The organism is Microcoleus sp. Aus8_D2 (genome assembly GCF_036702665.1).
In the GTDB taxonomy this organism is placed as follows: Bacteria; Cyanobacteriota; Cyanobacteriia; order Cyanobacteriales; family Microcoleaceae; genus Microcoleus.
Window position 1 is genome coordinate 64,344 of sequence record NZ_JAUBUN010000005.1, and the last position, 24,329, is coordinate 88,672.

Sequence of the window (24,329 nt, forward strand, 5' to 3'; positions counted from 1 at the left end):
GGTTTGAGCGTGCGGACTTTAGTCCTCGGATTTAGAAGGACTGAAGTCCTCACTACGAACCGGTTTGAGCGTGCGGACTTTAGTCCTCGGATTTAGAAGGACTGAAGTCCTCACTACGAACCGGTTTGAGCGTGCGGACTTTAGTCCTCGGATTTAGAAGGACTGAAGTCCTCACTACGAACAGGTTTGAGGGTGCGGACTTTAGTCCTCGGATTTAGAAGGACTGAAGTCCTCACTACGAACCGGTTTGAGGGTGCGGACTTTAGTCTTCGGATTTAGAAGGACTAAAGTCCTCACTACGAACGAAAGACGCGCAATTTTTAACTTGCTCAATCAGTAAGCAAACTCGGAGAAGTGATCACAAAGACATCTCTGGTTCCCACTCCTTCCACTTCCGGTTTAATCGGCGTAGTAAAGTGGAAAAATTCGTGGTCATTGACTAGCAGCAATTCTCCCGGATGCAGAATTTTATTAAACACGGGCTTCTCTTTTTTCGCCAAATACAAATGCGTTTCCCCGCCGACAATATTAGTGCGATCGACCGAGAAAATCCCGATAAAATCAGTACCGTCTTGGTGAATGCCTTCCGGTGCGGGGTTGCCGAAATTTTTGGGGGAACAACTTGTCCTGATTTGATGCACTCCGATTTCGGCTTCTGGGTGAATTTTGCATGAATCGAAGAAAGCAAAAATCAGTTGTTTGAAGTTATCGAGCGCAATTAGCCGATCGTCCAATTCGGCAAATTCCCGCCGGATATCGCCCACCACCGGATTGTACTCTTTACTTTGAAACAAATAGCCGTGAGGTAACTTAACTAAGTCATTGCCGTTGACGACAAACCGCGACAATCTTCTGGAACGATACTTGCCTTTAATATAAGGATCGACTGGCATATCGTTGAAAAATGGCTTGAAACCTTCCAGCTTGATCGAGTTTACTTTTTTAAAAGTAAACATGAAAGCATAGTCCACATGAATGGATTCTAATACGGTTTTCATAGAGTATTCTCCGTTAAGCCTTGCTCCCTTCCTAAGTTTTGCCTTAAGAAGGTTTATACTTCAAGTCTAGCTCACGTTTTTTGGACTGGTGGTAAAAGACACTACAAAATTTGCAAAGATATCGTAAAGAAGGAACAGGGAAGAAGTCCGATGGAAGAAGACTTACACAGCAAGCTTTTTACCGAGCGCTATTTGATGTTTAATTAAGTGGATTTACTTAGTAATACCAGTTTTCCAAAATAGTGCAACAAAACAATTGTTGGGCAAGAGTGTTACGAAAGGTTGTTTGTTCTACCCGATGTGTCAGGTGCGTCGCTCTCTCGAAACAGTCGGTTAAATTTAGGGATGACGGGAGCGACACACCCTACAAATACGGCTAACATCCGTTACATACGTTACATCCGCTACCGAATCCGCTGCCGAACTTCCTTCTGCTTAACTCCGCACGGATTTCACCAGCGACTGACAGGCCCGCAGGAAGACGGCAACATCGGCCCCAAGTGCAACGTATTGAACGCCAACATCAATCCACTGCTTGGCGATTTCGGGGTTTTCGGCAAAAGTACCGGCTGCTTTCCCTGCTTTGCGGATGGTTTGCACTGCTTCCTGCATCATGTCGATGACTCGCCGATCGCGAACTTGGCCCGGAATGCCGATCGACTGTGACAAATCGTAAGGCCCCAGAAAAATCACATCAATATGAGGGACAGTCACAATTTCTGCGAGATTGTCGATGCCGCCTTTACCTTCGACATGAACCACAACCAATGATTCTTCGTTAAGTTTGTCCGTGATATTTGTACCTGCGGCGGTATAAAGTCCCGCCCGCGTAGCGAAGGAAAGGCCGCGCGCGCCCAGAGGACTGTATTTAGCGCTTTTTACAGCGATTTCGGCATCGATTTTGCTTTCTATTTGCGGTACTTGAACGCCTGCGCTGCCGATGTCGAGAGCTCGTTGAATTTGCGGCCCGTCATTTTTGCGGACGCGGACGATGGGTGCAATTCCAGCGCAGTCGGCGGCGCGGCACAAATCTTCAGCAGCAAGTGGATGTAAGGGGCCGTGTTCCATGTCGATGACGGCGAAATCAAATCCAGCGTGACCGCAGATTTCGATGAATGCGGGATAGGCGCAGTTCATGAATAAGCCGAGGACTGTTTCGCCTTGTTTTATTTTTTGTTTGAGTTCGTTTTGACGCATAAATTTAGAGTTTTTTTTTACCGTGAATTAATGGCGATGAACCTAAATTGTTTTTAATCTTACACTCTTCAACCTGCGGAGGCAGGTTTTGTATAGACGCTGTTTCAACCGCCGTCTGATCTTTATGTTAAGAGGATTGACAAAAATTTTGTAGCTGCTTTTGCTTCGATTTTAAAGGGAATCAAGCACAAAAGCCAGCCGAAAATAAACATTGCGAGGATAGGTAAAAATATTGCTCCCACGGATGGTTCGACGTACCAAGCAAATAAAGAAAACATTCCAATACTGCCAGTTGTCCACAGCCAAAGAATCATAAATGCTAGCACTATTTTATGTAAATTCATCCTGATTTTGATGGAACAACCAAACGGTTGAGAATGGATATCTCCTTTGATTATTGGGAAAAATGAATTGCGGCCGATGATGATGCGATTGATTTTGAAGGTATTGCCAGAGATTGTTCCTTCATAAGGTTTGGCAGGTGGCGGGCCGAAGGGTAGAGTTATTCTAAAAAGTTTGGGAGGAGTGACAACTTCGTCCAACCTGTGCAAAACCTCCGAAAAAGTTAAACTTGTCGTAATTGTTAAACTCTCAAAAGGAATCAATGACTTGAAAAATTTGACTATTTTGAACATAATGTTTATCCTGCTTTTTTCTAGTTATTGATGGTATTAATGCCTCTTATATAAAACAAGTTTGCCCTGACAGTACCGCGAAATACCAGTATACTGCAAAATAAACATTTGGATGCGATGAGTGTTGTTCACTTATGTCTAAATTAATTCCACAATCTCCCATGCAACTGCGACGGTATCTATTTTTGCTCAAAGGTCGATCGCTCGTCACCTTCACCCTCAGCCTGATTGCCTCCCTCTCGGCTATTAGCCCAGCCTTGGCTGCGCTTCCTCGCAATCCAGACAAAGAGGAAACTTGCGACATTCTCGTAGCAGGCGGCGGGCTCGCAGGTGCTGCTACCGCCTACGAAGGTTTGCTCGCAGGGCGCACGGTTTGCATCACGGAAATTACTGACTGGCTGGGCGGTCAAATTTCCTCTCAAGGAACCTCCGCACTAGACGAAAGAGAGACTCAGCGATCGCTCTTATTTTACCCGCGCGGCTACCTAGAACTGCGGCGGCGCATCAAGGAACATTACGGGAGACTAAATCCCGGCGGCTGTTGGGTTAGCTATTCGTGTTTCATGCCCTACAACGGCCACAAAATTCTATCTGACATCTTGCAAGATGCGGCCGAAACAGGCAATGGGAAGCTGAAATGGTTTCCCAATACGGTGATTAAAGAACTAGCAATTACTCCGGCCTCGGCGGGGAATGCGGTAGGGGGCCAACAAATTAAAAGTGCGATCGCCATTCAACACAAACCAGCCCCCAACACCCCGCCAATCAACACCGAAACTCTGTCTCAAACTATCGAAGACGCCTATCGCTACGAAAATTCGGCGCGATTTAACAAAACTATTATTCGGTTTACTCCTAAAGCATCTGGGACCCTCCCTAACCCCAGAAGAGGGGGGAATTCCACAAGTTCCCCCCCTTTACAAGGGGGGGCTAGGGGGGGTGCTGATTGGTTCGTGGTAGATGCGACTGAAACAGGCGAATTAATCGGACTTACCGATGTTCCCTACCGCCTCGGAATTGACCCGCGTTCCCCTCTCGAACCTTCCTCAGCCAGCCCCACCGGCGACGCTTACTGCACTCAAGGTTTTACCTACACTTTTGCGATGGAGGCAACGAAGGAGCCACAGCAGAATCAACAGCCGTCTTTCTATCAACAATACGCTCCTTACTACAGTTACGAATTGGCGAGATTGGCGAGCTTTCCGCTAGTTTTCAGCTACCGCCAAATTAGGAGCATGAGACCCGACGAGCCGCGCCCTGCCGATCCGAAACAATTCCCGATTTATCCAGGGGATATTTCCATGCAAAACTGGACGTGGGGGAATGACTACCGTCCGGGTTCCTCCCAGGATAATTTGATTTATTCTCGCGCACAGTTGGAGGCTAACGGTCAACTGCAACCGGGCGGCTGGATGGGCGGTTTGCGTGCGGAAACTTTACGTCGCGGTGAAGAAAATGCTAAGGGATTTTTCTACTGGTTGGTAGCAGGAACTACTGACTCGCAATTAGGTAATGGAGTGAAAAAGCCTTATCCCAACAATCGTTTTTTGAGCGGTTTGGATTCGCCGATGGGGACGGTTCACGGACTTTCTAAATATCCTTATATGCGGGAGGGCCGGCGGATTATTGGGAGGCCGACTTTGACTCAGCCCCAAGGTTTTACGGTGTGGGAAGTTGATATGTCTCGGAATGATTTTAAGACTGATTTTTACCGCCAGAATTTGTCGGAACAAGAGTATCGGAATTTGTGGCTGGCTTTGGGAGGTTTGAACGCGCCGGCTTTGGCGGTGGGAAGTCAGACTGTTGAGGAGACAAAATCGCGATCGCGCGCCACGATTTATCCTGATAGTGTGGGTATCGGTCATTACGCGATCGACTTTCACCCCTGCATGACCAACAGCCCGCCGGAAGCGCCGGGAAATACCGAACGGGAAGGAACTCGCAAAGGTCAAGGCCAAGCTTATCCGTTCCAAATTCCGCTGCGGGCAATGATTCCTCAGAGGATTGACAATATGTTAGTTGCGGGTAAAAGTATCGCCGTCAGCCACACGGCAGCGGCTGCTTATCGAGTACATTCTTTTGAATGGTCTGCGGGTGCTGCGGCGGGTGTTACGGCTGCTTTTTCCCTAGAAAAGGGGATTTTACCCTATGAATTGGTGGACGAATTGCCGTCCCGCGAGCCCAATTTGGAGGCGCTACAGTTGCGATTGCAGCAAAATAAAAATCCGATCGCCTTTCCGGGTACTTCTATTTTCAATAACTCTTGGCAAAATTGGAAGTAATCGGACTTGGTAAGTCGATTACTATAACAAAAACCGTTCGTTCGTAGTGCGGACTTCAGTCCGCTCTTATTCTGCGGACTGAAGTCCGCACTACGAACCTTATTTATTGCCGGTTCGTAGTACGGACATGACTAACCTTACAGACAGCAATTTCCCATCTACCTTTTGACAGAAGCAATCAGTCACTACTTTAGTCAAATAATAGCAGTACGATCCCCAAAAACTGATTAAAGCTAAGGTTGCTGCCGCGCGAACCCGCACTGCAAACCAGATGTTTTGCACCATCAATGGCGATCGCTACCAAAACCCTTCCCAATCGCCAAAGATAACGGTCATGTCAACTGCACAGAGAACACAAGAAAGTTCAAGCAAACTTTATGCCAAACAGCTACTCAGAACCTTAGTAGCTGTCAAAAAAGGGGACTTTTCAGTCAGGATGCCCATAGACCAGACCGGTCTAGCCGGGAAAATTGCTGACGAACTTAACGACATTATCGAGCTCAATCAGAGAATGGCCGCCGAACTCGATCGCATCGGTACAGTTGTCGGTAAAGAAGGCAAAATCACCCAGCGCGCCACCATCGGCAACGTTGAGGGTTCCTGGGCAGCTAGCGTCAATTCTGTCAATACCCTAATTACAGATTTAGTACAACCAACCTCCGAAACCGCCAGAGTAATTCGGGCCGTAGCAAAAGGAGATTTATCGCAAAGCATCGCCTTAGAAATAGAAGACAGACCCCTGAAAGGAGAATTTCTTCAAACTGCCCAAATTGTCAACACTATGGTAGACCAGTTGAGCTCCTTTGCCTCGGAAGTAACGCGGGTGGCTAGAGAAGTAGGAACCGAAGGCAAATTAGGCGTGCAAGCTGAAGTCAGAGGAGTAGCAGGAACCTGGAAAGATTTAACGGATTCAGTTAACTCGATGGCCGGTAATTTAACAGCACAAGTCCGCAACATTGCCGACGTGACAACCGCTGTAGCAAATGGTGACTTATCTAAAAAAATTACTGTCGATGTCAAAGGCGAAATTCTCGAACTGAAAAACACGATTAACATCATGGTGGATCAGTTGAGTTCCTTCGCATCAGAAGTAACGCGGGTGGCGAGAGAAGTAGGAACCGAAGGTAAATTAGGCGTGCAAGCAGAAGTGCGGGGAGTGGCAGGAACTTGGAAAGATTTAACGGATTCAGTTAACTCAATGGCCGGTAATTTAACAGCACAGGTGCGGAACATTGCGGAAGTGACAACCGCTGTGGCAAATGGCGACTTATCTAAAAAAATTACTGTAGATGTTAAAGGCGAAATTCAGGAACTGAAAAACACGATTAACATCATGGTAGATCAGTTAAATTCCTTCGCATCAGAAGTAACGCGGGTGGCGAGAGAAGTAGGTTCCGAAGGCAAACTCGGCGGTCAAGCAGAAGTAAAAGGAGTTGGCGGAACTTGGAAGGATTTAACAGATAGCGTTAACTTTATGGCCGGCAGTTTGACAGCACAAGTCCGCAACATTGCCGAAGTGACAACCGCTGTGGCTAAGGGCGATTTATCTAAGAAAATTACTGTCGATGTTAAAGGTGAAATTCTCGAACTAAAAAATACGGTCAACACGATGGTTGACCAGTTAAATTCTTTCGCCTCGGAAGTAACCAGAGTAGCGCGGGAAGTGGGAACCGAAGGCAAATTAGGCGTACAAGCAGAAGTGCAGGGAGTTGCAGGAACCTGGAAAGATTTAACCGATTCAGTTAACTCGATGGCCGGGAATTTAACAGCACAAGTCCGCAACATTGCTGAGGTAACTACTGCTGTGGCTAACGGTGATTTATCTAAGAAAATTACCGTACAGGTTAAAGGCGAAATTTTAGAACTAAAAAACACCATTAACGTGATGGTCGATCAACTTAATTCCTTCGCATCGGAAGTAACGCGGGTGGCGAGGGAAGTGGGTTCGGAAGGTAAACTCGGCGGTCAAGCGGATGTCCGAGGCGTAGCAGGAACCTGGAAGGATTTAACAGATTCAGTTAACTTTATGGCTGGCAGTTTGACGGCGCAAGTGCGGAATATTGCGGCTGTGACAACTGCTGTGGCAAATGGCGATTTATCTAAGAAAATTACTGTAGATGTTAAAGGTGAAATTCTGGAGTTGAAAAACACTGTCAACACGATGGTTGACCAGTTGAATTCCTTCGCCTCGGAAGTAACTAGGGTGGCGCGGGAAGTGGGAAATGAAGGCAAATTAGGCGTGCAAGCTGAAGTCAGAGGAGTTGCAGGAACTTGGAAAGATTTAACGGATTCAGTTAACTCGATGGCCGGTAATTTAACAGCACAAGTCCGCAACATTGCCGAAGTGACAACCGCTGTAGCAAATGGCGATTTATCTAAGAAAATTACTGTCGATGTCAAAGGCGAAATTCTCGAACTGAAAAACACGATTAACATCATGGTGGATCAGTTGAGCTCCTTTGCATCGGAAGTAACTAGAGTTGCTAGAGAAGTGGGAACGGAAGGTAAATTAGGCGTGCAAGCTTACGTGCGGGGTGTCGGGGGAACTTGGAAAGATTTAACAGATAATGTTAACTTGATGGCGGGGAATTTGACGGCGCAGGTGCGGAATATTGCGGAAGTGACGAAGGCGGTGGCAAATGGGGATTTGTCGAAGAAAATTACCGTTGATGTCAAAGGCGAAATTCTGGAGTTGAAAGATACTATTAACGTGATGGTGGATCAGCTTAATTCCTTTGCTTCTGAGGTGACGCGGGTGGCGCGGGAGGTGGGAACAGAGGGGAAATTGGGCGGTCAAGCTGAGGTGAAAGGAGTTGCGGGAACTTGGAAAGATTTAACTGACAATGTTAACTCGATGGCGGGGAATTTGACGGCGCAAGTGCGGGGTATTGCTAAGGTGGTGACGGCGGTGGCGAATGGCGATGTGAAGCGCAAGTTGATTCTGGAAGCTAAGGGAGAAATTGCGACTCTGGCTGATACGATTAACGAGATGATCGATACGCTGGCGACGTTTGCCGATCAAGTTACTACTGTGGCGCGGGAAGTGGGAATTGAAGGGAAATTGGGCGGTCAGGCGAAGGTTCCGGGTGCGGCGGGAACGTGGCGAGATTTGACGGACAATGTGAATGAATTGGCGGCTAATCTTACTACTCAGGTGCGGGCGATCGCCGAAGTGGCAATTGCTGTTACCAAAGGCGATTTAACGAGGTCGATTTCCGTCGCTGCTGAAGGAGAAGTTGCCATTGTCAAAGATAATATTAACCAGATGATTGCCAATCTCCGGGAGACGACTCAGAAGAATACTGAGCAAGATTGGCTGAAAACAAACCTCGCTAAGTTCACTCGAATGCTACAAGGTCAGCGGGATTTAGAAACAGTTTCTAAATTAATTTTATCAGAGTTGACGCCGCTGGTTTCGGCTCAGCACGGCGTGTTCTTTATGATGGAAGCTGTCGAACACGATCCGTTTCTCAAACTGTTAAGTACCTACGCCTACCGCGAACGCAAGCATCTGGGAAATAGATTCAATTTGGGCGAAGGTTTGGTCGGACAGTGCGCCCTGGAAAAGGAACGAATACTGTTGACTGAAGTGCCGGAAAACTACGTGAAAATTAGCTCGGGACTGGGAGAATCTACGCCGCTGAATGTCGTAGTTTTACCCGTACTGTTTGAGGGACAAGTGACGGCAGTAATTGAGTTAGCTTCGTTCCGCCGCTTCAGCGAAATACACTTGACATTTCTCGACCAACTTACAGAAAGTATCGCCATTGTTTTAAATACAATTGCTGCGAGTATGCGGACTGAAGAGTTGCTGAAACAGTCGCAGTCTTTGGCAGAAGAGTTGCAAACTCAGCAAAAGGAATTAACGCAAACTAACAAGCGTCTCGAACAACAAGCGCAGTCGCTCCGCGCATCTGAGGAACTGTTGAAGAGCCAGCAGGAAGAGTTGCAACAAACGAATGAAGAATTAGAGGAACAAGCGGAATTGCTGGCGCTGCAAAATAAGGAAGTTGAGCGGAAAAACCGAGATATCGAACAGGCGAGGGGGTTGCTGGAAGAAAGAGCCGAACAGTTGGCTCTCACTTCTAAGTATAAGTCGGAGTTTCTGGCAAATATGTCTCACGAGTTGCGAACTCCGCTGAATTCGCTGTTGATTTTGGCTCGATTGCTTTCTGATAATGCTGAAGGGAATTTGACTTCTAAGCAAGTTGACTACACGCGCACTATTTACTCGGCGGGAAATGATTTGTTAGGGCTGATTAATGACATCTTGGATCTGGCTAAGATTGAGTCGGGCACGATGTCGGTGGAAATTGAGCAAGTTTTGTTTGGGGACTTGCGAGAGCATTTGGATCGAACTTTCCGCCAAATCGCTCAGGATAAGAAGTTGAGTTTTCAAATTGAGCTGGAGGCTGGGTTGCCAAAAGGTATCTATACTGATGCTAAACGGCTGCAACAAGTTTTGAAGAATCTCCTCTCTAATGCGTTTAAGTTTACGGAGCGGGGTGAGGTGAAGTTGCGTGTGGAAGTAGCGCGGGAAGGGTGGAGTTTAGAGATTGAAACTTTAACGAGTTCTGCTACTGTTTTGGCTTTCTCGGTGAGCGATACGGGAATTGGGATTTCTGCTGAAAAACACCGGGTGATTTTTGAGGCTTTCCAACAAGCTGATGGTAGCACTAGCCGCAAATACGGGGGCACTGGTTTGGGTTTGTCTATTAGTAGAGAAATCGCTAATCTGTTAGGGGGAGAAATTAAGTTGGCGAGTCGCCCTGGTGAGGGTAGTAAGTTTACGCTTTATCTGCCGCAAACTTACCAAGAATCGCGAACAATCAAGGATGAAAAAGCGGGAAGGGGCCAGCAGACGGCTCAATTGCCACCTGCTATTTCTGCTGCTGTTGCGGCGCCGAATTTCCATTTGCCGATCGCGCCTTACCCTTCACCTTCAATCTCTGATGACCGGGAAAATATTGAAAGTGGCGATCGCATCCTGTTGATTATCGAAGATGATGTCAACTTCGCTCGGATTCTGTTGGATATGGCGCAGGAACAGGGTTTTAAAGGTTTGGTTGCTTTGCGGAGCGATGTCGGTTTGGCGATGGCGCGAGAGTTCAAGCCCGCTGCGATTATGCTGGATCTAAATTTGCCTGTGATGGATGGCTGGACAGTGCTCGATCGCCTGAAACACGATCCAAGTACGCGCCACATCCCGGTTCACATTGTATCAGTCGAAGACGGGCGGCAGCGCAGTTTGCAGTTAGGGGCGATCGCCTACCTGCAAAAGCCTGTCAGTCGCGACGCCTTGAGCCAAGCTTTGACTAATATTAAGGGTTTTGTGGAGCGGCCCGTGAAGAATTTGCTAGTCGTGGAAGATGACGACACGCAGCGTCTGAGTATTGTGGATTTAATCGGCAATCACGATGTTTCAACGACGGCTGTGGGTAGTGGTGCAGAGGCGTTAGAAACTTTGATGTCAGGGCATTTTGACTGCATCGTACTCGATTTGGGACTGCCAGATATGACGGGTTTTGAACTAATCGAGCAGATCAAACAACAGCCTGCTTTGAAAAGTCTGCCGATTATTATTTATACGGGCAAAGAGTTGACGAGGGCCGAAGAAACTCAACTCAAGCGCATGGCGGAAACCATTATTGTTAAAGATGTGCGATCGCCTGAACGTTTGTTAGATGAAACTGCTTTGTTTTTGCACAGAGTCCAAGCAAATTTGCCGGAACCGAAGCGCCAAATGCTGGAGCAATTGTATCAAACTGATTCGACGCTCGCGGGTAAAAAAGTGTTGATTGTTGACGACGATATGCGGAATATTTTCGCTCTCACGAGTATGCTGGAGCGCCATCAAATGCAAATTGTGTTTGCTGAAAATGGCAGAGAGGGTATTGCTCAATTGCAAAATACGCCTGACATAAATATTGTGTTGATGGATGTGATGATGCCGGAGATGGACGGTTACGAAACAATGCAAGCAATTCGCAATATGCCTCAATTCGCTGCGCTACCCATGATTGCTCTGACTGCGAAAGCTATGAAGGGCGATCGGGAAAAATGTATCGAAGCTGGGGCGTCTGACTACATTACTAAACCTGTTGATACTGAACAGTTGCTCTCGCTGTTGCGTGTTTGGCTTTATCGATAATCTAAGAAGGAAGAAGGAAGAAGGAAGAAGGAAGAAGGAAGAAGGAGCAATGATATCGTGTGCGATGGATTAACCTCAGTAAGATACGTTCGTAGTGCGGACTTCAGTCCGCAAAATGCTGCGGACTGAAGTCCGCACTACGAACCGATCTGACCGATTACCAATTACTAATTACTAATTACTAATGCGCGAAACCCATGAACTTGAAACACTCGAAATTAACCTCCTGTTAGAGGGGATATTTCGCCATTACGGATTTGATTTTCGGAATTATGCTCTCGCGTCTCTCAAGCGCCGCATTTGGAACACTATTCGCTCGGAACGGCTCACCACTGTCTCTGGACTTCAGGAAAAGGTACTTCACAATCCGGCTTACCTAGACCGTTTATTGCTGGATATTTCTGTGAATGTAACCACGATGTTTCGCGATCCTAGCTTTTATATTAGCTTCAGAAATAAAGTGGTGCCGTTGCTGCGTACTTATCCTTTTATTCGGATTTGGCACGCTGGATGTTCGACGGGAGAAGAAGTCTATTCTATGGCAATCTTGCTGCAAGAAGAAGGGCTTTATGACCGCTGTCGGATTTACGCTACTGATATGAATGAACTTGTTTTGAAAAAAGCCAAATCGGGCATTTTTTCGGTGAAACAAATGCAAGAGTATACGCAGCTCTACCACCAAGCGGGGGGCAAAAAAGCTTTTTCTGAGTATTATACTGCTGCCTATGAAAATGCTATTTTTGGATCTTCGCTTAAAGATAACATTGTTTTTTCTCACCACAACCTAGCCACGGATACTTCTTTTAATGAATTTAATGTGATTTTGTGCCGGAATGTGATGATTTATTTCAACTCACAGCTCCAAGAGCGGGTACACAAGCTTTTTTATGAGAGCTTGGGAATGTTTGGCGTGTTAGGATTAGGACATCAAGAGTCTCTGAGTTTTACACCTTATGAAAAACACTATGAGCCTATTGAAAGAAGCGAGAAACTCTACCGAAGAATTAAATAAAAAAGATTTTGAAATCGTGGTTGTTGGCACCTCTTTGGGAGGGCTAGAGGCTCTGACAGTCCTGCTGGCAGATTTGCCACCAAGCTTTCCTTTGCCTGTGGTTGTTGTCCAACACCGCCACAAGAGTTCTGGCCACAGCCTTACTGATTTTTTGCAACAGCAAAGCTCTCTCCCAATCACAGAGGCCCAGGACAAAGAGCCGATCGCCCCGGGACGGGTTTACCTGGCTCCTGCTGACTATCACTTGCTAATAGAATCGCCCTGGGAGGGGAACTTTAGCGTTGATGAAAACTACTTTACAGGATGGGGGAGCGCGACAGGGGAGCTGATCGACAATTCCAAATCCCCAATCCGCAATCGCCTTTATCCTACATTTGCACTATCAACTGAGGCTCCTGTCTGTCACGCGCGGCCCTCTATCGATGTGCTGTTTGAGTCTGCTGCTGATGCTTTTGGAGAGAAAGTTATCGGCATAATTTTAACAGGAGCTAGTTCTGATGGCAGTGCAGGGCTAGCAAAAATTCAATCTAAGGGTGGATTGACTTTTGTGGAGGAACCGGATTCTGCTCTCTGCCGGACAATGCCTGCATCGGCGATCGCAAATGTTGAAGTAGACTGGATTTTACCACTCTCTAAAATCGCTCCGTGTTTAGTTAATTTGCTAACAATTAAAAAATAAAAAATTTATGAACGTGCAGCACTCCGATCGAGTAAATGTCCTTCTGGTTGACGATCGCCCAGAAAATTTGGTGGCTCTGGAAGCTATTTTGAACAAGCCGTATTACAATTTAGTCAAAGCAAATTCGGGCGCGGAGGCTCTGAGATGTCTGCTTAATGAAGATTTTGCGGTAATTTTGCTGGACGTGCAGATGCCGGGAATGGATGGATTTGAGACAGCAACAATGATTCGCTCTAGAGATCGATCGCGATCGACTCCGATTATTTTTATCACTGCATTCAGCAGTAATGACACTCACGTGTTTAAAGGTTATTCTCTGGGTGCGGTGGATTATCTCTTCAAACCGTTGGAACCGTCCATATTGACATCGAAGGTGGCGGTTTTTGTGGAATTGTTCCAAAAAACAGTCGAGGTGAAGCGGCAAGCAACACAGTTAGCTGCTGTTAATAATGAACTCAGTAAAAGTGAAGAGCGGTTTCGCACTTTGTGTGCTTGTTCGCCGCTGGGAATTTACTTAGCTGACGTTGAAGGTCGCTGTACTTACATGAATCCCCGCTGTCAAGCGATTTGCGGGTTCATTTTGGAGGAAAGTTTGGTGTCAGCTTGGCAGCGGTGGGTTCATCCAGAAGATCGGGATCGCGTAGTAGCAGATTGGTTAACTTGGATTAAAGAAGGTCAGGAATATTCTAACGAGTTTCGATTAGTTTATAACGACGAAACTGTGCGTTGGATTAACGTGCAGTCGTCGCCAATGTTTTCGGATTTGGGAAAACTGATCGGTCACGTCGGCACGGTTAGAGATGTCACAGAGCGCAAGCAAGCAGAGTCAGAACGCGGCCGACTAATCCGCGAACAGGTGGCGCGGCAAGAAGCTGAGAGAGCTAACCAGATGAAGGATGAATTTCTAGCTATTCTCTCCCACGAACTCCGTACTCCTTTAAATGCCATTCTCGGCTGGTCTAGGCTGCTTATGAGCAAGAAGTTTGACCAAAAAACTATTGATAAAGCCCTCGAAACAATTGAGCGCAATGCTAAATCTCAAGCGCAACTTATTGAAGATATTTTAGATGTTTCGCGGATTCTGCGCGGAAAACTAAGTTTAAATCTGCATCCGATTCAGTTGGAATATGTGATTGAGATGGCAATTGATTCTCTGCGACCGCTGGCCGAGGCAAAATCAATTGTTATAAAATGGGAATGCAGCCCAAATGTCGGTAGAGTTGTAGGCGATATCGATCGCTTGCAGCAAGTTGTCTGGAATTTGCTTTCAAATGCGATTAAGTTTACGGACGAAGAGGGTAAAGTAGAGGTGCGGTTGGAGTTAGTGGGCGATGAGATCCAAATTCAGATAATTGATAGCGGGATTGGTATCGATCCTGATTTTCTGCCTTATGTTTTCGATCGCTTCCGCCAAGCTGATAGCACTACAACTAGATCTTACGGGGGTTTGGGACTGGGATTGGCGATCGTCCGTCACTTGGTGGAACAGCACGGCGGTAAGGTGCGCGCAGAGAATAACACGGACAAGGGTGCGAAATTTACGGTTTCTCTGCCAGTTGCTGAGGATAACGGGCAAGGTGCTGTTGATGATTACTCTCAACTCAATGACGCGAAAGAGGCTCTCCCAAGTCTTGCTAATTTGCAATTGCTGGTGGTGGATGATGACGATGACACGCGAGAGTTTTTGATTGCTTTACTGGAACAGGAAGGTGCTGTGGTGCGATCGGCGTCATCGGTGGCCGGGGCTCTAGCTGCACTGGAGAGTTCTTGGCCGGATGTGCTGCTGAGCGACATTGGAATGCCGGAAGCAGACGGCTATGAGTTGATCGCGCGGGTGAGAGAAATGGAAGTGCACCGCGGTGGAAAGATGCCTGCGATCGCCCTGACGGCTTACGTCAGAGAGTCCGATCGCCGACAAGCCCTGGAAGCTGGTTTCCAGATGCACTTATCTAAGCCTGTTGAGGTAGCTCAGTTAATTGCAGGAATTGCCAACCTCGCAGGAATGCTCAGAAATCCGGTGAGGCTAAAAGCTCTAGAATCAATCAACTTAGGAGGTGAGAGCCCGGAGGCTCGAAGGGACTCAGCGGTGGAAACCGCTTAGCGAGTCAGTCGATTTGAGATTTGATATCAAACTTTCGTCTGGCTGCGGGGGCGATCGATCTCGAAGCCATATTTAAGCGGGATTTGGTCAGTTGTACAGAATTTAAATTATATTTTGCGATCGCATATCAACAATCCTCTCCCCCTCTCTCTCCCCCTCTCCCCCTCTCCCCCTCTCCCCCTCTCCCCCTCCCCTCTCCCGTGCCGATTCCCAAGAAAAATATTAAGCTAACTAAAGGACAAGCGATCGACAGCTCGGAACAACACACCCGTTTTTCCCCAAAAAACCCGATATTTGCCGTTTTTGGCTTCAACCGCCCTCAAATTACAAAATTACCTGACATTCAATACATGAATATTTTTACCAGTCTGCTTTCTGGGCCAACCAAACAACCCCAAGTCACAAAACAGCGTCGAGGCATTGAAATTAAGTCGGAACGCGAAATCGAAATTATGCGGCAAGCAGCGAAAATTGTCGCCACGGTTCTGAAAGAAATTTCTCAACTTGTGAAACCGGGAATGACTACTGCTGATTTGGATGTTTATGCCGAAAGACGCATCCGTGAAATGGGTGCAACTCCAAGTTTTAAAGGTTATCACGGTTTCACTGGTTCGATTTGCTCTAGCATTAATAACGAAGTAGTTCACGGCATCCCCAGCCCTAAAAAAGTAATTCGGGCCGGAGATGTTCTCAAAGTAGATACGGGAGCATATTATCAAGGTTTTCACGGCGATTCTTGCATCACGATCGCAGTTGTGGAAGTGACACCGGAATCGGCAAAATTAATTAGAGTTGCAGAAGAAGCTCTCTATAAAGGTATCGAACAAGTCAAGGCAGGAGCTTATTTGCTCGATCTCGCTGGTGCGATCGAAGATCACGTCAAAAGCAACGGTTTTAGCATTGTTGAGGAGTTTACAGGCCACGGTGTCGGGCGCAATTTGCACGAGGAACCGTCGGTTTTCAATTTCCGCACCCGCGAAATGCCTAACGTGAAATTGCGATCGGGTATGACATTGGCGATCGAACCGATTTTGAATGCGGGTTCTAAGTACACTCGGACGCTTGCTGACAAGTGGACTGCTGTAACGGTTGACAATGCTATGTCTGCTCAGTTCGAGCATACTGTATTGGTGACGGAAACTGGTTATGAAATTTTGACCGATCGTTCAAAAGTTTAAGTCGGATTGATTCAAGAATAGACAAGATTGTAAAAGTCCTTTTCATCAAATTTAGGTGCGGGCTAGAAGCCCACCCCACCAGAAAAAATGATTGTTGTGGGATGGGATATGAGTTCATTTCGGCTCGATTAACTGCAATAATATTCGTTCGTAGTGCGGACTTTAGTCCGCAGCCGGAGAGCGGACTAAAGTCCGCACTACGAACCGTTTTTGTTATCCTAATCGATCGGACATGATATTATAACCAGTCCTAACTATTTTGTAATCTTGTCTATTTGCTCAAAACAAAACTCAAAACTCTTGAGTTTAACCACATTTTTTTGAGTTGCTTCTATAGATGGAGTGACAAGAATACTTAAATTTGGCTAAATTAAAAGATAATAGTGGTAAAACGTAAGGGTAACGAATATGTCAGCACGATTATTATTGGTAGATGATGAACCGGGCTTGCGGGAAGCGGTACAAGCTTATTTGGAAGATAGCGATTTTTCGGTTGAGGTTGCCAGTAATGCTCGGGATGGCTGGGAACTTTTGCAGCAGATGAATCCTGATTTGGTGATTTCAGATATTATGATGCCGCAGGTGGACGGCTATCAGTTTCTCAAGCAAGTGCGGGAAGATCCTCGCTATAAGGCTTTGCCGGTGGTGTTTTTGACGGCTAAGGGGATGACGGGCGATCGCATTCAAGGCTATCAAGCAGGCTGCGATGCTTATCTTTCTAAACCCTTCGATCCCGACGAGTTAGTGGCAATTGTCACGAATTTGCTGGCCCGCCGCGCGGCGGCTAAGGAGACGGGCGGCAATGCTGAAAGTCCTGATATTGCTGCTTTGGCCAGCCAAATGGCGAGAATTGAGTCTTTGTTAAGCGGGCGGAGTGCGATCGTCCAAAGTGCTTCCCCGGTTAAAATTGATTTGACTCCGCGAGAGCAAAGTGTTTTGGATTTGGTTGCTCAAGGTTTGATGAATAAGGAAATTGCCCGCCGTTTGGAAACTAGCGTGCGCAATGTGGAAAAGTACGTCAGCCGTTTGTTTAGCAAGACTGGTACTAACAGCCGTACTGAGTTGGTTCGCTACGCGCTCGAACACGGCTTGACTAAGTAGAAACCGCCTCGATTTTGCTGGTGGCTCTTCCTCGTCGCTCTGCGTTACCAGGCTCTTCCTGGTAGCGAGAATTATAGCAGTGGACAGTTGACAGTTGACCGCTTGATGGTACGGGAATCAAACCATTTATGCTCAACACGTATCGGCTTTATTCATGAGGTTATTTATGTCCGCGCCCCATGTGGCGCTTGCTATATGCAAAAAATGATATAGCCTTTCTCAAAAAGGTGAGGTATGTCGGGCATAGGGCTATGGGCATAGGGCATAGGCCAAACCGGGCATAGGCCAAACCGGGCATAGGGCTATCCTCATGTTTTTGAGAACCGCTATATAGCGCCGATCAGAAAGATCAGGTATGTTGTTGGGCTTGAGCCTCCTTAGTCTAGTAGTTATATAAGCTGTCAGTCATACCTCATCTTTTTGAGAAAGGCGATAACTATCCAGCTATAAGTATTGACAAAGGTTCGGTGGATGTGCTAAAAGGAAATCTGTTTGCTGGTAACACGGGGGTGCGATCGCGCTTTTCGTCGTTTTCAGCCTGAAATAGACACTCGCCCTCATTTCCAAAATTACTTACAGGAAAACCTGATTGTTTAAGAGTTTTCACGTAATTAATAGAAACGGGAAGAGTTAGCCGGATACCCTCCGTCAGGCAAACTTGCCCCGAAGTGTCACATATCGGGTTATATTTTGTCGGAAAACAAGCCACTATTAATTAATAGCACCGCAGCAAAGTAGCGGCGGATGTTTTAATTTATAGCAGCATCAAAAGTTAGTTGATACCAGGAGGAGATTATGCGGAAAATCAAGGTGCAACAAACGATAAGTGCAATGGTAGCACTGCCGATCGTACTAATTGCCAATAACACTCAAGCTTTAGCTACTGATACCGGTCAGCAAATCGAGCCAAACAAGCAAGTTTCTAATTTAGGTGATGAGCTTGATTTAGAGATGGCGGCACCAACCACAACAATCCTCATTGAAGAAAGCGAAGATTGGGATCGACCTGATTTTTCAGCTACTAATTTAGATATGGAGATTGATAAAATTTTGATCGAAAATGCGATCGAAAATATGCAAGTTGTCATTGAGGAACCGCCGCCCGTAGTTTATCTCAGTGCGGCGAGAGGCCAGCAAAGCAGGGAATGCAATATTTCAGCCGTTTGCGAATAACTGCATCGGATTTGTGGGATTTTTGGCGATCGACTTTTTTGCTCGGGAGAATGTGAGCCACCGAGGGGAAAAAAAATCAGTAAAATCCGGTGGATTTTCCTGAGATTATGATAATAACAGAGTATGTATTTTTTCGGGTATGTTTTAAGGGCGATCGGCTAAAACAATCGGACAGTTTCAGAGCTTCAGTTGTCATTGGGAATTGGGAATTGGGAATTGGGCATCGGGCATCGGCCAAACAGGTCATTGGGCATTGGGCATTGGGCCAACAGGGAATTGAGAATTGGTAATTGGGAATTGGGAATTGGGAATTGGTAATTGGTAATTGGTAATTGCTCTTTCTATCAACTGTCAACTGACAACTATCAACTGTCAACTGAAAGCATCTATAGCGGTTCTCAAGCGTGGTGAGGATAGCCCTATGCCCGGTTTGGCCTATGCCCTATGCCCGGTTTGGCCTATGCCCGTCAAGTACCTCATCTTTCGCTTGAAAGGCTATATTCTATCAAGATTGTTAAATATTATGGTTAATTCGCACTGCCACCAAGACACCGCAGCAGAGCAAAATAAAAATGCGCTGCAAACTCTCTCCCGGACTCTCTCAATGTCTCAGGGGCAATTTTCGCTAATTTTGGTGCGGTGCAATTACAGTGCGATGCGAGAGCAAACTGTACGGCAATTGCGCCAGCAGTCTGGTGTCGAGATTCGAGAAATTGTCCTCCCGACATCTGTTAAAACTCTGTACACCACGATAGAAACTGAACTTGACGGCAGCCAGCCTCAAGCTTTAATGGTGTTTGGATTGGAATCGGTAAGTGCGATCGATCGCGTGCTGACATCTACCAACTACGTCAGGGAAGAATTTCGCAATAATTTTCCCTTCCCGGTGGTGCTGTGGGTGACAGACAAAATCTTAAAAAAACTGATTCGGTTAGTCACAGATATCGAGACTTGGACGACAAGTGTTGAATTTGTACTCGGCCCAGACGAGTTGGTGGATTTTTTGGGCAAAAGTTGCGATCGCATTTTTGCCAAGATTTTAGAAAGTGGCAATTGGGGTTTAAGTAATTCTGCCATTCTCGGAGCCAATTCTTTGACAGAATTAGAGTCAGCTAGGCAAGACTTGCAAACTTGCAACATCAGGTTAGAACCAGCTATCGAAGCCAGTTTGCAATTTATTCGCGGTCGAGAAGAATATGCTGGTCACCGCATCCCTGCGGCTATTGAATTGTATCAAAAAAGTCTCAGTTTTTGGAAGTATCAAGTAGCATTTATCGGCCCAAAAACAGAATTTAGCGACTTGTTATTTACCGTTCACCCTGCACCGGTATTAGAGGGAATTCTACTATTTCACATCGGTCTTTGCTACCGATTTCAAGCAGAAAAACACCGCAGTGGCAACCGTCCTTACTGGACGGAAGCTAAAAATTATTTTCAGCAATGTATTGATGTTCTCGAACGCGCCGGACAGCCGGATGCCGTCAGTATATTTATCAATCAACTCGGTGAAGTATTGCAGCATTTAGAAGATTGGGATGCACTCTGGAATTTAGCTATCAAAGCTCGGAGGTTACATGAAGATATGGAAAACTCAACAGTTAATTTAGCTCAAGATTACGGCTTTTTGGCGAGAGTAGCCCTAGAGCAAAAGAATTGGCAAGGGGCGAAAGAATGGGCTTTAGTCGCCCTACACTCTCTCAACTCAAATTTTGAAGTGACGAGACACGGAACGCCTCTAAAATCGCAGCATCAAGGCTTGTATCTGTTAATTTTGGCAGAGGCGCAGAGTGAGTTGGGCGAGATTGAGGAGGCGATCGCACATTTAGAGCTGGCTCGCTCGCAAACCGAAGCTTGCTACAACCCGCAACTGTATTTGCGGGTTTTAGAAATGCTGCGAGGATTCTATTTTCAGCGGGGAGAATATCTCAAAGCATTTCAACTTAAGCAAGATTATCGAGCGGTAGAACATACGTATCGGTTCCGAGCTTTTATTGGAGCCGGAAAATTGCAGCCGCACAGAGAAGCGATTAATCCCGCCGCCGAAACTGTTGCCGCCGCTGCTACTATTGCTGACGAAATTACTGCTTCCGGCAGAGAACAAGACCTCAATCGCTTGATATATAGGATGAACAATACCCCCGACAAACTGACAGTAATTTACGGTCAGTCTGGAGTTGGTAAAAGTTCAATTCTCACCGGGGGATTAGTGCCTGCGCTCAAGAAAAAAAAAATAGAAATGCGGACTGTTTTGCCTGTAGTCCTACAAGTTTACAACAACTGGCCGCGGGAATTGACCAGACAGTTATCTGCTGGGAAGTCTGAAATATTCGATCCGGAAATTTCCGACGCAGTACCGGGATCATCTCCGGTAGATTTGACCGTAGCAGGCGCAGTCAAGGGAAATCTCCTGAATGGATTTAACGGCGATTCTGCTGGGAGAAATGAGAATAATATTGAGCAATCACAGCCTGTAGAAGTAATCGTAGAAAAACAGGCAATCGAATACGAAAAAATCATCAAAGAGCTGCAAATAAATTCAGAACATCTAGTCACTGTTCTGATTTTTGACCAATTTGAAGAATTCTTTTTCGTGTGGAAAGAGCCTGCGGAAAGACAGATATTTTTTGAGTTTTTGCGGGAATGCTTGAAAATCAAGTATTTAAAAGTCGTCCTGTCTTTACGGGAAGATTACCTGCACTATTTGCTGGAATTTTCCCGACCTAAAAATGAGACACAATTTATCAACAATGATATTTTGGGGGACATTCTCAGTAAAGATATTCTGTTTTATTTGGGAAATTTTTCGCGGGGCGATGCACGAGCGGTAATTCGCACTTTAACTGAACGATCGCAGTTTTACTTAGAACCGGAGCTGATCGAAGAATTAGTCAAAGATTTAGCTGGAAAATTGGGAGAAGTCCGCCCGATCGAGCTGCAACTTGTCGGCGCTCAACTGCAACAAGAGGACATTAGAACTTTAACTCAATATCAGGAACTAGGCAACAATCCGCAACAAAAATTAGTCGCAAATTTTCTCGAAGAAGTCATCAAGGATTGCGGCCCGGAAAATGAAGGAGCGGCGCGCCGAGTTTTGTATTTACTGACAGATGAAGATGAGATACGTCCCCTAAAAACCCGCGCCGAATTAGCCTCGGATTTAGCTATTTTTGCAGCAACTGACAAATTAGATTTAGTCTTAGAACTGTTAGTAAAATCCGGTTTGCTTTTTCGGTGGACGGAACTACCGGCAGAGCTTTATCAGCTCGTTCACGACTATCTAGTTAGTTTCATCCGCCAGCAGCAGGAATTAGATAAAAAGGCCGAATTCGAGGAACTCCGAAAGCAAAACCAAATTAACCGAGATGAAATTGAGCAAATTCGCAAAGATAGAGAGCGAGATGCTTTGTTGTCGGAAGCTAGAGATAACCAGCGCCAAGCCAGAGACAAACAGCACGAAGCGGAAGCTCAACTTTATCAAAGTCGGAGATGGCAATTGCGGGCGGCGATTCTAGGAGTGCTGGTACTCGGAGGTGTTTCGTGGATGGGATTCGAGCAAGCAAAATTAGCAGAAAGTGCGCGACAAGAAGCAGAAAAAAGTCGAACTGATGCCCTAAATTCGGCGTCGGAAGCTTTGGTGCTTTCTAATGAAAAAAATCAATTAGGAGTGTTGGCAAATAGTATCAAAATCGGCACGGATTCTCTGAAAAGTACAGCGCTACCTGTCGATACTAAAAATAAAATTGCTGAGAGACTCAGACAAGCTGTTTCGGGGGTGCAAGAACGCAACCGTTTTGAGCAGCACAGCAAGTTTGTTTTGGATGTGAGTGTGAGTCCCGACGGCAATTCAGTTGCTTCGGCAAGTGCTGACAAAACTGTTAAATTGGTCAGCAAATCAGGTAAGTTGTTAAAGACTTTCAAGCACGGCGATATCGTGACGAGTGTTAGTTTTAGCCCGGATGGGAAAACGATCGCGACTGGTGGCGCCGATCGCACAATTAAGATTTGGCAAGTGGATAATGACAAAAGTGCGATCGCCACCTTATCTGGCCACACCAAAATTGTTACCAGCGTCAGCTTCAGCCCCGATGGCAAAACCCTAGCTTCCGGGAGTCACGACAACACCGTCAAAATCTGGAACCTGGAGACGAAAAAATTGCTGCAAACCTTAAGCGGGCACAAAGACTGGGTGCTCGGCGTCAGTTTCAGCCCCGACGGCAAAACAATTGCTTCAGCAAGTGTTGACAAAACTATCAAACTTTGGAATCGCAAAGGTAAAACCCAAAAATTTCAAATTAAGCCCAAAACATTAACCAAACATTCTGACATTGTTTACAGCGTTAAGTTCAGTCCCGACAGTCAAAAACTCGTCTCAGCCAGTGCCGACAGCACAGCCAAAATTTGGAACCGAAACGGTGAGGAAATCAAAACTATCAAAGGACACAACGATCAAGTTGTCAGCGCGAGTTTCAGTCGCGACGGCGAACAAATTGTCACCGGCAGCGCCGACGATACGGTGAAAGTTTGGAGTAGTAGCGGCACTTTGCTCAACACTTTTCGAGGACATCAAGATGACGTGAGAGCCGTAAGTTTCAGCAGCGACGGCACAATTGCTTCCGCCAGTAAGGACAAAATGGTCAAAATTTGGCAACCAAACAGCACGCCGTTGAATAAGATTTTATCTGGACATGGAGACTGGGTTTACAAAGTCAGTTTTAGTGCGGACGGCAAAACAATTGCTTCTGCTAGCGGTGACAGGACGGTGAGACTTTGGCGCCCAGATGGCAGTTTAATTAAAATCTTAGCAGGTCATAATGATTCTGTTACCTGGACGAGCTTTTCGCCGGATAATAAAACTGTTGCTTCCGCCAGCGATGACCAAACTGTGAAAATCTGGAGTTTAAACGGAAAACTGTTAGATACTTTGCGTCATAGCGGCATTGTTAGAAGTGTCAGTTTTAGTCCAGATGGCAAGATAATTGCCGCCGCCAGTGCCGATCGCAAATTGTACCTCTGGCGCTGGAACGGTACTAAAGCAACAATGCTTGCAAAACTCGATCACACCAATCCAGTAATTAGCGTTAGTTTCAGCTCTGACGGCAAAACCATTGCTACGGCTACCGCTGCTGAGAATAAGGCAAGTGGAACACAAAATGATGCTGAAACGGCTGGAGAAAAGAGAGTTTACCTCTGGCAATTTAACGGTACATCGGCGAAGATGCTGCAATCTCTCGATCACGCAGACAGTGTAAGAAATGTGAGTTTCAGTCCAGATGGTAAGACTATTGGTGCTGGTTGTGCTGACAAAAAAGTTTATTTGTGGGGTTTTGATGGTAAGACGGCTAATTTAACTGAAAAACTCGACCACAGCGATACTGTGGAAAGCGTGAGTTTCAGCCCAGACGGCAAGTTGATTGCGGCGGCGAGTACGGGAAATACTGTTAAGCTGTGGAATTTTGACGGCAAAAAGGCGCTGCTATCGAAGACTTTGGAATCGAGCGTTCGGGTGTTGAGCGTTACTTTTAGTTCGGACAGCAAAACTCTGGGTTTTGCTAGCAGGGATCGGACTGTAATTCTGTTACCTGTGGAGAATTTGGAGCTAAATAATATTATTGCTCGGAGTTGCGAGTGGTTGGGGGATTATTTGCAGAATGACCCAAATGTCGCTGAGGGCGATCGGCTGCTTTGTCTTGGGTTTGGGAAGCAGGCTTTAAATAAGAAGAAGTAAACCAGGTTTGTAAAATACAATTAAATAAACCAGGTTTGTAGTGAGGACTTTAGTCCTTTCTTTTGGGAGGAAGAAGGACTGAAGTCCTCACTACGAA

The 24,329-nt window shown here is 46.2% G+C and carries 13 protein-coding genes; 10 read left to right on the forward strand and 3 right to left on the reverse strand.

What is annotated here, in order from left to right; all coding sequences use genetic code 11:
* Positions 1-329: 329 nt before the first annotated feature.
* From QUB64_RS05595 to QUB64_RS05605, 3 genes are all read right to left on the reverse strand, one after another.
* Positions 330-998: a 2OG-Fe dioxygenase family protein gene (locus tag QUB64_RS05595; RefSeq protein ID WP_333265702.1), complete on the reverse strand. Its 669-nt coding sequence runs from the start codon at positions 996-998 to the stop codon at positions 330-332.
* A gap of 435 nt (positions 999-1,433) precedes the next feature.
* The gene (locus tag QUB64_RS05600) at positions 1,434-2,195 is read right to left on the reverse strand and encodes an HpcH/HpaI aldolase family protein (RefSeq protein WP_333265704.1); all 762 of its coding nucleotides are present in this window, start codon (positions 2,193-2,195) and stop codon (positions 1,434-1,436) included.
* A 122-nt stretch (positions 2,196-2,317) separates the two neighbouring features.
* Positions 2,318-2,830: a hypothetical protein gene (locus QUB64_RS05605; protein ID WP_333265706.1), complete on the reverse strand. Its 513-nt coding sequence runs from the start codon at positions 2,828-2,830 to the stop codon at positions 2,318-2,320.
* Between the two features lie 134 nt (positions 2,831-2,964).
* Here QUB64_RS05605 and QUB64_RS05610 point away from each other — a divergent pair, with 134 nt between their 5' ends.
* The 10 genes from QUB64_RS05610 (at position 2,965) to QUB64_RS05655 (ending at position 24,232) form a co-directional block, all read left to right on the forward strand.
* Positions 2,965-5,112 (forward strand): FAD-dependent oxidoreductase, encoded by a 2,148-nt coding sequence (locus QUB64_RS05610; RefSeq protein ID WP_442921630.1) that lies wholly within the window; start codon positions 2,965-2,967, stop codon positions 5,110-5,112.
* Between the two features lie 334 nt (positions 5,113-5,446).
* On the forward strand, positions 5,447-11,263 hold the full coding sequence (locus QUB64_RS05615; RefSeq protein ID WP_333265708.1) for a HAMP domain-containing protein: 5,817 nt from the start codon (positions 5,447-5,449) through the stop codon (positions 11,261-11,263).
* A 184-nt stretch (positions 11,264-11,447) separates the two neighbouring features.
* Positions 11,448-12,275, forward strand: coding sequence for a CheR family methyltransferase (locus tag QUB64_RS05620; RefSeq protein WP_333265710.1), 828 nt, complete (start codon positions 11,448-11,450; stop codon positions 12,273-12,275).
* On the forward strand, positions 12,229-12,954 hold the full coding sequence (locus QUB64_RS05625; protein ID WP_333265713.1) for a chemotaxis protein CheB: 726 nt from the start codon (positions 12,229-12,231) through the stop codon (positions 12,952-12,954). Before QUB64_RS05620 ends, QUB64_RS05625 begins: the two co-directional genes overlap by 47 nt.
* 7 nt (positions 12,955-12,961) lie before the next feature.
* Positions 12,962-15,055, forward strand: coding sequence for a hybrid sensor histidine kinase/response regulator (locus QUB64_RS05630; RefSeq protein WP_333265715.1), 2,094 nt, complete (start codon positions 12,962-12,964; stop codon positions 15,053-15,055).
* Positions 15,056-15,405: 350 nt separating this feature from the next.
* Positions 15,406-16,233, forward strand: a complete 828-nt coding sequence (map, locus tag QUB64_RS05635; RefSeq protein ID WP_333265958.1) for a type I methionyl aminopeptidase — start codon at positions 15,406-15,408, stop codon at positions 16,231-16,233.
* A gap of 408 nt (positions 16,234-16,641) precedes the next feature.
* On the forward strand, positions 16,642-17,334 hold the full coding sequence (locus QUB64_RS05640; protein WP_333265717.1) for a response regulator transcription factor: 693 nt from the start codon (positions 16,642-16,644) through the stop codon (positions 17,332-17,334).
* A gap of 795 nt (positions 17,335-18,129) precedes the next feature.
* On the forward strand, positions 18,130-18,507 hold the full coding sequence (locus QUB64_RS05645; protein ID WP_333325078.1) for a hypothetical protein: 378 nt from the start codon (positions 18,130-18,132) through the stop codon (positions 18,505-18,507).
* Between the two features lie 107 nt (positions 18,508-18,614).
* Complete coding sequence (locus QUB64_RS05650) at positions 18,615-18,797, forward strand: hypothetical protein (protein ID WP_333265722.1); 183 nt, start codon at positions 18,615-18,617, stop codon at positions 18,795-18,797.
* Positions 18,798-18,832: 35 nt separating this feature from the next.
* A complete protein-coding gene (locus tag QUB64_RS05655; protein ID WP_333265725.1) occupies positions 18,833-24,232 on the forward strand; it encodes an nSTAND1 domain-containing NTPase in 5,400 nt (1,799 codons plus the stop codon).
* Positions 24,233-24,329 lie beyond the last annotated feature (97 nt).

Bases quoted from the DNA above. Each gene is read 5' to 3' on its own strand.
- QUB64_RS05595 (WP_333265702.1), bottom strand. From the start codon at position 998: ATGAAAACCGTATTAGAATCCATTCATGTGGACTATGCTTTCATGTTT.
- QUB64_RS05600 (WP_333265704.1), bottom strand. From the start codon at position 2,195: ATGCGTCAAAACGAACTCAAACAAAAAATAAAACAAGGCGAAACAGTC.
- QUB64_RS05605 (WP_333265706.1), bottom strand. From the start codon at position 2,830: ATGTTCAAAATAGTCAAATTTTTCAAGTCATTGATTCCTTTTGAGAGT.
- QUB64_RS05610 (WP_442921630.1), top strand. From the start codon at position 2,965: ATGTCTAAATTAATTCCACAATCTCCCATGCAACTGCGACGGTATCTA.
- QUB64_RS05615 (WP_333265708.1), top strand. From the start codon at position 5,447: ATGTCAACTGCACAGAGAACACAAGAAAGTTCAAGCAAACTTTATGCC.
- QUB64_RS05620 (WP_333265710.1), top strand. From the start codon at position 11,448: ATGCGCGAAACCCATGAACTTGAAACACTCGAAATTAACCTCCTGTTA.
- QUB64_RS05625 (WP_333265713.1), top strand. From the start codon at position 12,229: ATGAGCCTATTGAAAGAAGCGAGAAACTCTACCGAAGAATTAAATAAA.
- QUB64_RS05630 (WP_333265715.1), top strand. From the start codon at position 12,962: ATGAACGTGCAGCACTCCGATCGAGTAAATGTCCTTCTGGTTGACGAT.
- map (WP_333265958.1), top strand. From the start codon at position 15,406: ATGAATATTTTTACCAGTCTGCTTTCTGGGCCAACCAAACAACCCCAA.
- QUB64_RS05640 (WP_333265717.1), top strand. From the start codon at position 16,642: ATGTCAGCACGATTATTATTGGTAGATGATGAACCGGGCTTGCGGGAA.
- QUB64_RS05645 (WP_333325078.1), top strand. From the start codon at position 18,130: ATGCGGAAAATCAAGGTGCAACAAACGATAAGTGCAATGGTAGCACTG.
- QUB64_RS05650 (WP_333265722.1), top strand. From the start codon at position 18,615: ATGATAATAACAGAGTATGTATTTTTTCGGGTATGTTTTAAGGGCGAT.